Consider the following 14,902-nt stretch of genomic DNA (forward strand, 5'->3'; position numbering starts at 1 on the left):
CTATTCGGCGAATAGAACCTGCTGCCGGTGGCCGACGAAGCGAGGCCCCGGCCGCCCCAGGTGATAGCCTTGGCCGAAGTCGATGCCGAGCGCCTTCACGGCCTCCAGCACGCCCTCGTCCTCGATGAACTCGGCCACCGTGCTCACGCCGAGACTCTGGGCCAGGGTGACGATGCTCTTGACGAAGGCCATGTACTTGTCGTCGACGAGCATGTTGCGGATGAACTCGCCCTCGATCTTGATCACGTCGATGGGGAACTGCTTTAGATAGCGGAACGAGGAGTAGCCCGAACCGAAGTCGTCGATGGCAAAGTTGAAGCCTTCGAGCTTGAGGTCGAGCACGAACTTCTCCAGCAGCTTGAGGTTGCTCACCGTTTCTCGCTCGGTCAGCTCGAAGACGATGCGCTCCGGTAGGACGTCGTAGTCGATCGCCAGTTTGTGGATGCGACCGATGAACTCACCGACGATCAGCGACTTGGGCGAGAGGTTGATGAACAGCATGCCTTCGTAGCCCTGCTCGCGAACCTGGGCGAAGGCCTTCTCGATCAGTTGATAGTCCATCCTGTGGATCACGCCGATGCTCTCGGCGATATCGATGAACTCGCCCGCCGGCACCAGGCGATCGTCAAGCTGGATACGCATCAACAGCTCGTGAACGTTGACCTTGCCGGTACGCACGTCGGCGATGGGTTGGAAGTAGGGCACGATGCGCTGTTCCTCCAGTGCGCTGAGTACCATCTGGTTCTTCTCACCCACCTCGCGGAACACTTCGGCCACCTCTTCCCGCTCCGGCAGCGCCACGCAGTTCTTACCCTTGCGCTTGGCCTTGTACATCATGTTGTCGGCCATCAGGAACAGGTCGTGCGGGTTGGCGGCATGGTTGGGGTAGCAGGCGATGCCAATCGAGGTGGTGGCCCGCACCGTACTGCCATCGGGCGCGGCGAGCACCTGGCTGGAAAGGTTGTCGGCGATGCGCAGCGCTACGGAGTAGGCCTGTTGCTCCTCGGTCTGGGGCAGGATCACGGTAAACTCGTCGCCGCCGTAGCGAGCCAGGAAATCGCCGGGGCGTATCGCTTGGCCCAGGGTATCGGCCACGGCCTGCAGGAAGTGGTCGCCGAAGGCATGGCCGTAGCGGTCGTTGACGGTCTTGAAGTTGTCCAGGTCGAGCATCAGCAGGCTGAAGTGATCCTGATGACGCGTGGCCCGACCCACCTCATAGGCCAGCATGTCCTTGAAGATTCGCTGGTTGTGCAGGCTGGTCAGGGGGTCGCGGGTGGCGTAGTACTCGAGATCCTGGGTGTACTTGTAGATTGCCTTGACCGAACCCACCAGGTTGAGCAGCGTCGACAGGATGCCATCGATGACGATGTGACGGATCGGGTCCTGGGCCAGGTCCGACTGTACGCCTATACCGACGATGCCGCCGATCTTCGGCGTCTCGAGCAGCAGCGACTTGGTCTGCAGACGAATGTCTTCGGGGGTGAGCTCCACCGCCACCTCGCCCTCGACGCCGGCCATCGCGACATGATGATGGATCTTGAGGATGCTGGCCCCGGGTGGCTCATCGTGCCGGCGCTCGAGCAGTTGGGTCAGCAACTGTTCGAAGGCCGCCTGGGTTTCGGGCGCCACCGCACGATACCAGAACACCTCCAGCTCATAGCCTTCGTCCTCCACCTGGAAGACCGTCACCAGCGTATGCGCCTGGATGATGGTGTTGATGTCAGCCAGCAGCTCCTTGATGAACTCGCGCCAGTCGCGCACCACTTCGGAGGTGATGATGAACTTGCTCAGCAGGCGAATCTCGAATTCGAGGATGTCCTTGTCCACCGCCACGTTCCTGAGCCTGGCGACCAGGGCGTTGACCTGCTGCAGGGCAGTATCGAGTTCATGAAAACGTACCCGGGTATCGCTGACGTCGAGCTTGCGAAAATCCGCGACGGAGTTGACCGCATCCAGACGCTCACGAAACTGCCTGAGAGTGGCCTGGATGTGCTCGGCGAACAGCTTCGACATGCCCAGTGCCAGTAGCAGGATCAGCAGGGCGGCAACGATGAACGTGGCCAGGTAATTGAGCCGCATCTCACGGCTGATCGGCGCCAGATCATGCTGGATGTCGATCACGCCGAGCACGTCGCCGGTGGTCGCGTTCTGGTGGCAGGCAAGGCATTCCGAGCGGGCTACCAGCGGCATGATCCTGCGCACCGTGCCATCCTCGCGCCAGACTCGCTCATTGCCCGAGGCCAGGGCGGAACGAATGACGATATCCATGGGCGGCTGGTCGACCACCCCGTAGCGCTCCGCAACCCGCTCGCCGCGATAGAGCGCGAAGCGATAGCCGGACGCTTCATGGGCACGCTCGGTCTCGGCGATGAAGGATTCCATCTGCTCCCGGTCCCAGCCCTGTCGCATCACCTGCAGCATGGCGTTGAAGCTCTGCCGGGCCAGGGTCTCGGAAGTCTGCTCCGCCTGGCGAGCGAGAATGTTCTCGTAGAGCAGCGACGACACCAAGGTGACGCCGATGAAGACCGTCAGCGAAGCGGAAAGGATTGCCACCAGCACGAAACCCTGCAGGGATTTCAGGCAAGCGAGAAGGGCACGGGCATGGGTCAGCATCACGAGACTCGGCATGACAACGGGAGGCGCCAGCCCCCATCCCTAGAGGAGCCGCCATCAGCGGAAGAACCAGAACGCCCATTCTTGCCGCATGAGAAAACCCAGCATCTGACTTGGATCAATTACCGGTTACATTCCTGCTCCGTCATGCCTGGACCTTGGTCTCAGTCTTGCTAGCCCTCCTCCTCGTCGTCGGCAAGGTCGCGACCGAAGGCGCGCCATTGGGCCAGCGTCATTACTTCGGTGGTCTCGGTCTGAAGATCATGGGCGATGAGCAACTCGCCACGCTCCAGCTGTTGCTTGAGCTGGCCGACCCAGCCATGCATGCCTTCACCGGTATCGGTGGTGTCGTAGCCCTGGCGGGTGACGAAGGCTTCGAGCAGGGCGTCCAGGGTCTCGCCCGGCAGCATGCGGTAGGGAACCTCGATGAAGCGCCCGCTCATGCGTCGCCCTCCTCGTCGCCCCGCCCGCCTTCTCCGCGCTCCCAAGCGGCCAGCCGCTCGAGGAAGGTGGTCTCGTCGAGCACTTCGACGCCCAGCTCCTGGGCCTTGGCCAGCTTGCTGCCGGCCGCCTCGCCGGCCACCACGGCGGCGGTCTTCTTCGACACGCTGCCGGCCACCTTGGCGCCCAGCGCCTGCAGGCGCTCCTTGCCTTCGTCGCGGGTCATGCTCTCGAGCGTACCGGTGAGCACCCAGGTCTGGCCGACCAGCGGCTGGGGGCGCTCGCCGACGCTCTCCTCGGCCCAGATCACGCCCTGCTCGCGCAGCGCTGTGATGGTCTCGCGGTTGTGATCCTGGCGGAAGAAGGTGTGCACGTGGGCGGCCACCACCGGGCCGACGTCCTCCACCGCTTCGAGTTCGGCCAGCTCGGCGTCCATCAGCGCATCCAGGGTGCCGAAGTGGCGCGCCAGGTTGGCGGCCGTGGCCTCGCCCACCTCGCGGATGCCCAGCGCGAAGATGAAACGCGGCAGGGTCGTCTGCTTGGCCTTCTCCAGCGCGGCTACCAGCTTCTCGGAGGACTTCTGCGCCATGCGCGGTAGCGACGCGAGCCGTTCGGCATCGAGCCGGAACAGATCGGCCGGTGTCTTTACCCAGTCGAGCTCGACCAGTTGGTCGATCAGCTTCTCGCCCAGGCCGTCGATGTCCATCGCCCGGCGCGAGGCGAAATACCTGAGCGCTTCCTTGCGCTGGGCGGGGCAATACAATCCGCCGGAACAGCGCGCCACCACTTCGCCTTCGAGACGCTCGACCTCCGAGTCGCATACCGGGCAGCGGCTGGGGAAGACGATCTCGCGGGCGTCGGCGGGGCGTAGCTCCTCCATCACCCGCACCACCTGGGGGATGACGTCCCCGGCCCGGCGAATCGCCACGGTGTCGCCGATCATCACACCGAGGCGCGCGATCTCGTCGGCGTTGTGCAGGCTGGCGTTGGAGACGGTGACACCGGCCACCAACACCGGTTCGAGCCGCGCTACCGGCGTGATCGCCCCGGTTCGGCCAACCTGGAACTCGACGTCGTTGAGCCGCGTGGTCTCCTCCTGGGCAGGAAACTTGAAGGCCGTGGCCCAGCGCGGCGCCCGGGCGACAAAGCCCAGCTCGCGCTGCAGGCGCAGGTCGTCGACCTTGATCACCACGCCGTCGATATCGTAGCCGAGGCTGTCACGCCGTTCGCCCAGCTGGCGACAGTAGGCAATGATGCCCTGGCTGCCCGTGACCACCCGGAGCTCGGCGCTGCTACGGAAGCCGAAGGCCTTGAGGTGTGCCATCAGCTCGCTGTGGCTGGCATCGCCCGGGTCCGGTTCGATGCGCGCCACCTGGTAGGCACTGAATTCCAGCGGGCGCGTGGCGGTAACGCTGGGGTCGAGCTGACGCAGGCTGCCCGCCGCGGCATTGCGCGGGTTGGCAAAGACCTTGCCGCCCTCCTCGCGGGCGCGCTCGTTCAGCCGCTCGAAGCCGTCGTGGCTCATGATCACCTCGCCGCGCACTTCCAGCAGTTCGGGCACGTCGCCACGCAGCTTGAGCGGGATCGAGCGCAGCGTACGCAGGTTGGAGGTGATGCCCTCGCCGGTGCGGCCGTCGCCGCGGGTCGCGCCGCTGATCAGCACACCCCGCTCATAGACCAGCGATACGGCGGCACCGTCGAGCTTGGGCTCGCAGCAGAAGCGGATCGCCTCGCCGTCGGTTTCCAGCCGGTCGGCCACGCGCTTGACGAAGGCTTCGACTTCCGCTTCGTTCAAGGCGTTGTCGAGCGACAGCATGGGCACCGCATGTTCGACCTCGGGGAAGCCGGCATCGGGCGGCGCCCCGACCCGCTGGGTCGGCGAATCGGGCGTCACCAGCTCGGGGTGGGCATGCTCCACTTCCTGCAGGCGACGCAGCTTGCGATCGTACTCGGCATCGGTGAGGCGCGGCTCGTCGAGTACGTAGTAGCGGTAGTTGGCGTCGTCGAGTTCGGCGCGCAGCTTGGCGACTTCATCCAGGGTTTTCTGTTCGGGCTGGCTCATGCGTCTGTATGTCTCGAAGAGGATCTCTACCGCCCTGAACACGACAACCCCGTGATCGCTCACGGGGTTGTCGACGGGTGCGGCATGGCACGCGGTCAGGCGTCAATTCACCTGGTAGCGATTGAGGCGATTGCGGCGCTCGAACTCCTGCACGCGCTGGCGGGCGAACTCCACGGTCTGCGCAGTCATCACGCTGTGGTTCTCGTCCTTCAGCTCGCCGCCCAGGTTGCGCACGATGACCATGGCGGTCTCGACCATCGCTTCGAAAGCGGCGGCGGTATCCCGCGCCCCGGGCAGCGGCATCAGCAGGGTGATGCCCGGCGTGTGGAAATCGTCCATCGCCTCGATCGGGAAAGTACCCGGCTTGAGTACGTTGACCATCGAGAATTGCAGCTCGCTCTCGGGATCCTCGGTCTCGAAGCGGTGGAAGATACCCATGTCGCTGCTGTAGCGCAGGCCGCAGGCCAGCATCAGGTTGAGCAGCGCTTCGCCGGAGAAACCCTCTGCTTCGCGCGACAGCACGCTGATGACGATGATCTCGTCGGCCTGACTCAGGGTGTCGCGAGCACGCTCGGCGCTGACGTTATGCCGCAGCGCCCGCGCCAGTGTCGGATGAGCGCGTACCACGTCGTCATCGTCGCTGATGGCTTCGGCCGCTGCGATGGTCGGCTCGGCATGGTCGGCGGCTGTCGGCTCGGCATACGCCGGGTAATCGACTTCTGCCGCCCGTTGACGCGGCGGCGCGAACAACGGATCGTCGTCGTCGGCTTGATCGATGGCCTCGGCTTCCAGGCGACGGCGCTCGGCTTCCCGCGCAGCCTGGGCCTCGGCGGCCTCCCGGCGGCGCTCGGCTTCGAGGGCGGCCTTTTCCGCGCGCAGCTGCTCACGGCGGGCCTTCTCCTCGCGCTTCTGCTCACGGCGCTTGGCCATGCGCTGCTGAATGGAAAGCCCGAAACGCTGGACCGACTCGCCCATGCGGCGTGAGCCGCTCTTGATCGAATCGCCCATGCCTTCGAGGTCGACCAGGCGGTAGCGCTCGTCTTCGTCGTGGTGGAGGTCGTGGTCGTCTGGATCGGCGGCCAGCGGCGCCGTCTCGGTAACCGGTTCCACATCGTCGTCCAGGGCGGAAAGGGTCGGCTCGTGGCGCTCTTCACGCGATTCCCGCTCCAGCGAGGCTGGGGCGGGATTCTCGGTGACATTCCCGGAAGTTTCGGCCTGGGCCACGGCAGCAGCCTTGGCCGGCTCTTCTACCTGGCGTGTGGCTTGCTGGTGTGCGACGGCTTCCTGGGATGCGATAGCAGGCGGGTCGACCACGGGCGGATCGACGGCCTGTCGTTCGTCACCGGCAATGGCAACTTCAGGCTCGACGCGTGCGGCGACGTTCTTGTCCCTTCCTTTATCCCTTTCGCTCACTTCATCCTTGGCTGGCTTGGCGGAGGCCGTTGCTTCCGGCATGGCTGAAGCCACCGCGCGCGTCGCCGCGGTGGCACCGGAGTCGGGACTCGCCGTCGACCAGGCATCGGCACTGGCGCCCTTGAGGCTGGCCAATACCCGCGAAGGCCCGGGATGCTCCTGACGTTCGAGCTTGGGCTTGGGCTTCACTTGTGCCGAGGTATAGCTGGCGGGCTTGACGACACGGGCGCCGCCGTTGGGCAGCTCCCAGTTGTCTTCGCCGTCGGCCACTGCCTCGACATTGCCTTGGTTATTGTTATCCCCTGCCTGGTCCAGGCGGGGCACTCGGCGCTGACGTTTCAGGCGTCGCACACCGTCGATAACGATGAGCGTCACCAGGGCCAGCCCCAGAATGATCAGCCATTCTCTAAGTTCCATGGGTCGTCTTGCCTATCACTAGGGCGCCATGCCGGATGGATGTTCGTCAACAGCATAGCGCGATTGCCAGAAAAAGGGCCACTTTTTTTGTTTGTCAAGCCCCGGCATTATCGCCCGAGAGTCAAATCGACCCTGCGCCTTTCCCTGTCAATTCGCTTTTCTAATCTGCGGTATGACCGTGATGTACCTTCTGATATCGCGTTTGCCGCTCGCTTGCAAGCTCTTTTCAGGCTTCGGCCAGTGCCGCCGCCTCTTCTACCCCGACAGCTACCAGTCGCGAGACCCCCGGTTCCTGCATGGTCACACCCATGAGTCTTTCGGCGGCTTCCATAGCGATCTTGTTATGAGTGATATAGATGAACTGAACCGACTCGGACATGTCCTTCACCAGTTTGGCATAGCGTCCGACATTGGCATCATCGAGTGGTGCATCGACTTCGTCGAGCATACAGAAAGGCGCCGGATTGAGTTGGAAGATGGCGAAGACGAGCGACAGAGCCGTCAATGCTTTTTCCCCACCGGAGAGAAGATGAATGGTGCTGTTCTTCTTGCCAGGAGGACGCGCCATGATGGCCACCCCAGTGTCGAGCAAATCCTCGCCGGTCAGCGTCAACCATGCGGTTCCACCGCCGAAGACTCGAGGAAAAAGTGACTGTAAACCCTGGTTGACTCGCTCGAAGGTGTCGCGAAAACGGGTACGTGTCTCCTGGTCGATGCGCCGGATCGCCCGCTCCAGCGTATCGAGTGCCTCGTTCAGCTCGGCCTGCTGGGCCTCGAGGTAGTCGCGCCGCTCGGCCTGCTGGTCGTACTCCTCGATGGCCGCCAGGTTGATCGCCCCCAGGCGGCAGATGCGCTCGCCGGCCTCCTCCAGGCGGGTCTGCCAGGCCGACTCAGTGGCATTGGGATCGAGGCTTTCTTCCAGCGCCGCGGCCTGATGGCCGAGTTCGGCAAGCTGCTCGTCCTGGGTCTCGGCCTTCAGCGCCAGCGCCTGCACCTGCATGCGCGCCTCCTGCAGGCGCTCGCGGATGCCCTCCAGGTTGCGCTCGTGGTTCTGCCGCGCCAGCTCGTCCTCGCGCAGCCGCTCCACCAGCTCGGCAGCACGCGCCTTGGCCTCGTTGAGTGAGCGCTCGTCACCCTCGCGGCGGTGCAGTAGCTCGTCGAGCTTCTCGCGCTGCTCTTCGTCGGGCTCGCGCAACTGCTCAAGGGTCTCGGTCAGCTCCTCGCAGCGCGCCAGCAGGCGCTCGCGGGCTTCAAAGCTGCGCCCCTGCTGCTCGGCCAGACCGGCACGCTCGGTGGCAAGCCGCTGGCGTTCCAGCGCCAACTGCTGAACCCGCTCGTTCAGTGGGCGCTGCCGGGTGCGCAGGGCAGCCAGGCGTTCGCGGGCTTCGCTGCGCTCCCGCTCCAGGCGCTCACGCTGCTCCGCGCCCTCCTCCAGCCGCGCCATGGCCAGCTGCCATAGCTCGCGCGCCTCCTCGATGGCCAGCCGCGTCTCCTCGCGGGTCTCGTCCAGGCCGGCCAGTTCCTCGGCCAGCTCCCCGGCACGCCCCTGCAGGTGCTCCAGCCGGCTGGCCAGGCCGCTGTCCTGCACCGCCAGTTGCTGCTGCTCGCCGGCCAGGCGTCGCTCCTCCTGACGGATCGCCTCGAGGTCGCGCTCGGCCTGCTCGGCGCGTTCGCGCTCGGCTTCGATGGCCTTGTCACGTGCCGCCAAGCGGGTCTCGATCTCGTCGAGTTCGGCCGCCACCTCCTCGAAGCGGCGCCGGCTGACCAGCAGCGCATCGGGTCCGGCGCCCTGGCCGCGATGGCGTACCCAGTCGCGCCCCAGCCACAGCCCTTGTGCGGTGATCAGGCTCTCGCCCGGGGCCAGGCCTTCACGCTCGGCCCAGGCCTGCTCGTCGCTCTCCACGCAGCGAATCGGTGCCAGCCAGGCCGCGGCAGCGCCGGCACCGCGCACCCGGGCGGCCAGGCTGTGAGGCTTGAATTCGGCCGAGGTATCGGGCGAGAGCGCGCCCATCTCGGCAGGTGGCTCGGCGCTCGCCGCACGGAAGGCCTGCGGTGCGGCCAGGCGCGCCTTGAGCCAGGGTGCCAGCACCCAGGAGACGCTGGCTTCCCAGCCGGGCTCGACCTCGAGCGATTCACCCAACCGCGGCAGCTCGCCCAGCTCATGGTTCGCCAAGTGCTCGGTCAGGGTGTCGTCTGGGTCGGTCAGGGCCGCCTGGATCAGTGCCTCCAGGGAGGCCAGTTCGCCCTGCAGGCTGCTGCGCCGGCTACGCTCGGATTCGCGCTCACGCTCCAGCTCGGCGGCGGCCTCGCGGGCCTCTTCACGGGTGGCCTGGAGCTGCTCGCGGCGCGCTTCGGTCTCTTCCTGGGCCAGGCCGAACTCCGCCAGCCGCTCCTTGAGTTCGTCGCGCCGGGCAGTCAGTTCGGCCAGGTCGGGCAGCTCCTGCTGCTGCTGGCGGCGGCGCTGGACATCGGCCTCGAGCCGCGCCAGGCGGCTCTCGAGCTCGCGCAGGCGGTCCTGGCTGCGCTCAGCTTCGCGGCTCGCCTCACGCCAGCCCTCGCTGAAAGCTTCGAAGGCCAGCTCGGCCTCCTCGGCACCGGGCTCGGCCTCCTCCAGCATCGCTTCCAGCTCGGCCAGCTGCTCGGCGAGCTCCTCCTGTTCGGGCACCAGGGTTTCGAGCCGTTCGTCGAGCCGCACCAGGCGTTCGCGGTCGTCCTCGCCCAGGCGGTCAAGTTCGGCCAGTTCGCGCTGGGCGCTCTCCAGGTCACGGGCCAGCTGCCCCTCGCGGCTACGGGCGTGCTCCAGGCTCTGCTCGAGCCGGGCGATGGCGCCGCTGGTCTCGAAGAAGCGCGCCTGGCATGCCTCCAGGGTCTCGGCCAGCTTGTCGTGGCCGGCGCGGGCCTCCTCGAGGCGGGTCTCGCACTGGCGCAAGCCGAGGATCTCGCGTTCGACGGCGGTCTCCAGCTCACGCACACGGTGCTCTTCCTCGCGCTGGCGGGCGCGCAGGGCGCGACCGCGCAGCAATGCCAGCTCGCCCTTGAGCCTATGCTCCTCGTCCTTGAGGGTCTGGTAGCGTCGTGCGGCCTCGGCCTGGCGGCGCAGCCGTTCGAGCTGCTTGTCGAGCTCGTCGCGGATGTCCTCGAGGCGCTCGAGGTTCTCGCGGGTGCGGCGCATGCGATTTTCCGTCTCGCGGCGGCGCTCCTTGTACTTGGAAATGCCGGCAGCCTCCTCGAGGGTGGCGCGCAGATCTTCCGGGCGCGCCTCGATCAGCCGCGAGATCATGCCCTGGCCAATGATGGCGTATGAACGCGGGCCGAGGCCGGTGCCGAGAAAGAGATCGGCGATGTCGCGGCGGCGGCACTTCTGGCCATTGAAGAAGTAGCTGGACTGTCCGTCGCGGGTGACCAGACGCTTGACCGCGATCTCGGCGTACTGGGCGTAGATTCCACCCATGGTGCCATCGCTGTTGTCGAAGCGCAGCTCGATGGCGGCCTGCCCCACCGGCTTGCGCGCGGTGGAGCCGTTGAAGATGACGTCGGTCATCGATTCGCCGCGCAGGGTCTTGGCCGAGGATTCGCCCATGACCCAGCGTACGGCGTCGATGATGTTCGACTTGCCGCAGCCGTTGGGACCGACGATGGCGGTCATGTTGCCATCGAAGGGCACCGTGACCGGGTCGACGAAGGATTTGAAACCGCTCAAGCGGATGGAGGTGAGTCGCATCCCGCTATTCTATGACACGGTCGATCACGACCTCCACGGGTTCTCCTTCAACGTCTCCCACCGCTACGCCTTCCAGGTCACCATACATGTCGCCGGTCTCGGGGGTGACACCGCCGCTCTTGGTCACGCGGACCAGCAGGCGCACCTCGCTGGCCTGGGACAAGCTGGCGGCGTCGGACATGGCGTGACGGTCGTCGAGCACCAGGGTCGCCGGCAGGTCGCCGAGAGTCACCCGGGCCACTGCCAGCGGCGGCAGCTCGCCTTCCATGTCGCGTGCCACGATGAACACGCGGGTGTCGTCGTCGAGCAGCCCCTGGAGCTCCTCTGCCAGGCTGATGCTGACCAGTACGCCAGGCCCCTGGGCGATCGCCTCTTCATCGTCAGCCACGCCGAGGCGTTGCTGGGCGATCTGGATGCCCTCGCGCAGCGCCCGTGAGGAGCCGGAGTCGGACATCCCGGCAATGGCTCGCCGCCAGTGGTCGATGGCCTGCTCGTAGTCGCCCCGGTCGAAGGCGTGAACGCCCAGCATGCCGAAGATGGTGGGTTCGCGGGAGTCGCGCTCGAGGGTTTCGTCGATCAGCGCCTGCACTTCGTCGGTGAGGGTGCGATCGGCCATGAAGAACTTGAGCTGGGCCTTCTGTGCCAACAGCGAGGGTACGCGCCCCTCGATGGCGATCAGGTTCTCCAACGCACTCAGCGCCGCCTCACCCTGGCCCGAATCGCGGTAGAGCGGATAGAGCGAGGCCCATACGTTGGGATTGCCCGGCTGGCGCTGGGACTGCTGTTCGAGGCGCTGCAGCAGTACCGGCAGCGACTCGCTCTGGCGGAAGTCGTTGAACAGGGCCAGGTCGCCCTCGGCACCCTGCTGCTGATACCAGAACACGGCGCTGACCACCACCGCCAAGGCCACGATGGGCACCACGATGCGGCCGGCGGCCGGCGGCTGCAGCGGTCGGCGGGTCTGTCCTTCGGTATCCTCGAGCAGGCTGCGATCGAGGTCGAGGCGATCGGTGGCAAAGCGCTCCTGATCGATGTCGCCGCGCTCCAGCGCCGCCTCCAGCGACGCCAGGCGACGCTGGTAGATCGCCACGTTCTGCTCGGTGGACTTGTCGTTGACCTCGAAGTCGCGCTGAGCGTCGTGCACCAGGCGCGCCCGACGCAGCGGGGCCACCAGCAACCACAGCGCGGGAAGCAGCAGGATGGCAAAGGCAAGCCATAACAGGGTCATTCGGACCTCCCGCGGTTGATCAATGCCTCGAGGCGGGCGCGTTCCTCGGCGCTCAGCTCACGGGCGGAGGCGTTGCGCCGCGCACGTACCACCAGCGCGACGAGCACGCCGCCGGCCAGCACCAACCCCGCCGGCAGCCCCCAGAGCATGAAGGTACGGCCTTCCAGGCGCGGGTTGTAGAGTACGTAATCGCCGAAGCGCTGCGCCATGAAATCGCGGATCTCCATATCGGAACGACCATCCTGAAGCAGCATGTAGACGCGGTCGCGCATGTCGCCGGAAACCGGCGCATTGGAGTCGTTGATGGCCTGGTTCTCGCAGGTCGGGCAGCGCAGCGAGGCCGTCAGGCTGCGATAGCGCTGCTCGAGCACCGGGTCGTCGAATTCACGCACCTCGATGGCGCCTGCCTGCACGGCGCCCGCCACCAGCATCATCAGGATGCCGACGAGGGCCAATCGAATCACTGCCATTTCTGCACCTCCGGCAGGATGTGTTCACGTACGTCACTGGCCGAGATATAGCCGGTGTGGTGGTACCGGATGATGCCTTCGCGGTCGACCAGGAAGGTTTCCGGGGCACCGTAGACACCCAGTTCGAAGGCCAGCTCACCGTCGGGGTCGAAGATGTTGACCTCGAAGGGGTTGCCGAAATCGCTCAGGAAGCCGAGCCCCTTCTCGCGGGTATCCTTGTAGCTGATGCCCACCATGCGGATGCCACGCTCGGCCAGGTCGAGCAGCTGCGGCATCTCGCGCTTGCACTCCGGGCACCACTCGCCCCAGACGTTGACCAGGGTGACTTCGCCATTGGTCAGCAGCGAACGGTCGACGCGGCGCTCGGGGTCTTCCAGGGTGGCCATGTCGAACTCCGGGAAATCGCGTGCCATCAGCGCCGAGTCACGATGGAAGGGGTTCAGCGAGAGCCCCTGGTAGAGAAACACCGACAGCACCAGGAAGCCGACCAGCGGCAGCAGCAACAACAGACGACGGGTCATGCAGTCGCCTCCTGCGGCTTGCTTTCCGTTGCGGCGGCCTCTTCCGGATCCGGCGCGGTGGCCATGCGCCGATAGCGTTTGTCGACCACGGCCAACACGCCTCCGGCAGCCATCAACAGGGCACCGAGCCACAGCCAGCGCACGAAGGGCTTGTACTGCACGCGCATGGCCCAGCTGTTGTCGCCCAGATCTTCGCCCATGGCGACGTAGAGGTCGCGGAACAGGCCGGGGCGCAATGCCACCTGGGTCATGGGCATACCACGGGCGATGTAGAGACGCTTCTCCGGGTTCATGGTGAAGCTGCGGCGGCTGCCGTCACGCTGCACCTCGATCACTGCTCGATCGGCCAGGAAATTGGCGCCACGACGGCTGGTCAGCTCAGTCATGGTGAAGCTGTAGCCTGCCACGCTGACGCTGTCGCCGACGCTCATGCGCACGTTGCGCTCGATGTTGTAGTTCGAGACCACGGCCACGCCGACGATGGTCACCGCCACGCCCAGGTGGCCGAGCTGCATGCCCCAGTAGGCCAGCGACAGTTTCTTGAGCCCTGCGCCCAGCGAGTTGGCGTTGCGGGTCTTGTCGTAGAGGTCGCGCAGCATCGGCAGCACGATCCATAGCGCGGCGATCAGGCCGATGGCCACCGGCGCACTCCAGCGCTCGGCGAAGACCAGCGGCAGTGTCATGCCCAGCACCAGCGCGACGGCGGCGGCAATCCACAGGCGCCTGATCAGCAGCTTGCTGCTGGTGTCCTTCCAGCGCGCCACCGGCCCCAGGCCCATGAAAACGCACATGATCAGTGTCAGCGGCACGAACAGGGCGTTGAAGTAGGGAGGGCCGACGCTGATCTTGCCCAGGTCGAGGGCATCGAGCAGCAGCGGATAGACGGTACCCATCAGCACGGTGACGGTCAGGATCACCAACATGATGTTGTTGACCAGCAGCAAGGCGTCGCGGGACAGCCAGCCGAAGCTCACCTTGTGGCTCACCCGCGGCGCACGCAGGGCGAAGACCAGCAGCGACAGGCCCACAGTGATGCCCAGCAACATCAGGATGAAGAAGCCGCGAGACGGATCGTTGGCGAAGGCGTGCACCGAGGTCAGCACGCCGGAACGCACCAGGAAGGTGCCCAGCAGCGACAGCGAAAAAGTGGTGATCGCCAGCAACAGGGTCCAGCTCTTGAACGAGCCGCGCTTCTCGGTCACCGCCAGCGAGTGCATCAGCGCGGTACCGGTCAGCCAGGGCAGCAGCGAGGCGTTTTCGACCGGATCCCAGAACCACCAGCCGCCCCAGCCCAACTCGTAGTAGGCCCACCAGCTGCCCAAGGCGATGCCCACGGTGAGGAAGGCCCAGGCCAGGTTGGTCCAGGGCCGCGCCCAGCGTGCCCAGGCGGCATCCAGGCGGCCGCCGATCAACGCAGCGATGGCGAAGGCGAAGACCACCGAGAAGCCCACGTAGCCCATGTAGAGCATCGGCGGGTGCAGGATCAGGCCGATGTCCTGCAGCAACGGGTTGAGGTCGGCGCCGTCCTGCGGCACGTTGGGCAGGATACGCTCGAAGGGATTGGAGGTGACCAGGATGAACAGCAGGAAGCCGACGCAGACCATGCCGAGCACGCTGATCACCCGGGAAACCATGTCCCGCGGCAGCTCGTGGGAGTAGCGCACGGCGAAATAGCCCCAGCCGGCGAGCATCAGGCTCCACAGCAGCACCGAGCCCTCATGGTTGCCCCACACGGCGCTGAACTTGTAGTACCAGGGCAGCATCGAGTTTGAGTTGTTGGCCACGTTGACGACGCTGAAGTCGTCCAGCAGATAGCTGGCAGTGAGCGCCGCATAGGCAATGGCGACGAACAGGAACTGTCCAGCCGCCATGGGCCGGGCATAGGCCATCCACAACGGCCGGCGCAGGGTGGCGCCGGCCAGTGGTACCACCGCCTGCACCGCGGCGAACAGCAGCGCGATGACAAGGGCGAAGTGGCCGATTTCGGGGATCATCTGAATCTGCATGTAAGCTCCG

Annotated in this window: 9 protein-coding genes; all 9 read right to left on the reverse strand. The window is 65.8% G+C overall.

The window, feature by feature from the left end:
- Nucleotides 1-2,628 (reverse strand): putative bifunctional diguanylate cyclase/phosphodiesterase, encoded by a 2,628-nt coding sequence (locus SPH52_RS02490; RefSeq protein WP_411793418.1) that lies wholly within the window; start codon nt 2,626-2,628, stop codon nt 1-3.
- 158 nt (nt 2,629-2,786) lie between these two features.
- Entirely contained in the window at nt 2,787-3,056 is a 270-nt protein-coding gene (locus SPH52_RS02495; protein WP_411793419.1) for a YheU family protein, read from the reverse strand.
- Nucleotides 3,053-5,116 (reverse strand): NAD-dependent DNA ligase LigA, encoded by a 2,064-nt coding sequence (ligA, locus tag SPH52_RS02500; protein ID WP_411793420.1) that lies wholly within the window; start codon nt 5,114-5,116, stop codon nt 3,053-3,055. The genes SPH52_RS02495 and ligA overlap by 4 nt, the downstream gene beginning before the upstream one ends.
- A 102-nt stretch (nt 5,117-5,218) precedes the next feature.
- Entirely contained in the window at nt 5,219-6,946 is a 1,728-nt protein-coding gene (gene zipA / locus SPH52_RS02505) for a cell division protein ZipA (protein ID WP_411793421.1), read from the reverse strand.
- Nucleotides 6,947-7,172: 226 nt separating this feature from the next.
- The gene (smc, locus tag SPH52_RS02510) at nt 7,173-10,667 is read right to left on the reverse strand and encodes a chromosome segregation protein SMC (RefSeq protein WP_411793422.1); all 3,495 of its coding nucleotides are present in this window, start codon (nt 10,665-10,667) and stop codon (nt 7,173-7,175) included.
- 4 nt (nt 10,668-10,671) lie between these two features.
- On the reverse strand, nt 10,672-11,895 hold the full coding sequence (ccmI, locus tag SPH52_RS02515; RefSeq protein ID WP_411793423.1) for a c-type cytochrome biogenesis protein CcmI: 1,224 nt from the start codon (nt 11,893-11,895) through the stop codon (nt 10,672-10,674).
- On the reverse strand, nt 11,892-12,365 hold the full coding sequence (locus SPH52_RS02520) for a cytochrome c-type biogenesis protein (protein WP_411793424.1): 474 nt from the start codon (nt 12,363-12,365) through the stop codon (nt 11,892-11,894). The genes ccmI and SPH52_RS02520 overlap by 4 nt, the downstream gene beginning before the upstream one ends.
- Entirely contained in the window at nt 12,356-12,886 is a 531-nt protein-coding gene (locus SPH52_RS02525; RefSeq protein WP_411793425.1) for a DsbE family thiol:disulfide interchange protein, read from the reverse strand. Before SPH52_RS02525 ends, SPH52_RS02520 begins: the two co-directional genes overlap by 10 nt.
- Nucleotides 12,883-14,892: a heme lyase CcmF/NrfE family subunit gene (locus tag SPH52_RS02530; RefSeq protein WP_411793426.1), complete on the reverse strand. Its 2,010-nt coding sequence runs from the start codon at nt 14,890-14,892 to the stop codon at nt 12,883-12,885. Before SPH52_RS02530 ends, SPH52_RS02525 begins: the two co-directional genes overlap by 4 nt.
- Nucleotides 14,893-14,902 lie beyond the last annotated feature (10 nt).

It is taken from the genome of Halomonas sp. A29, from assembly GCF_046723295.1.
Lineage (GTDB): Bacteria > Pseudomonadota > Gammaproteobacteria > Pseudomonadales > Halomonadaceae > Halomonas.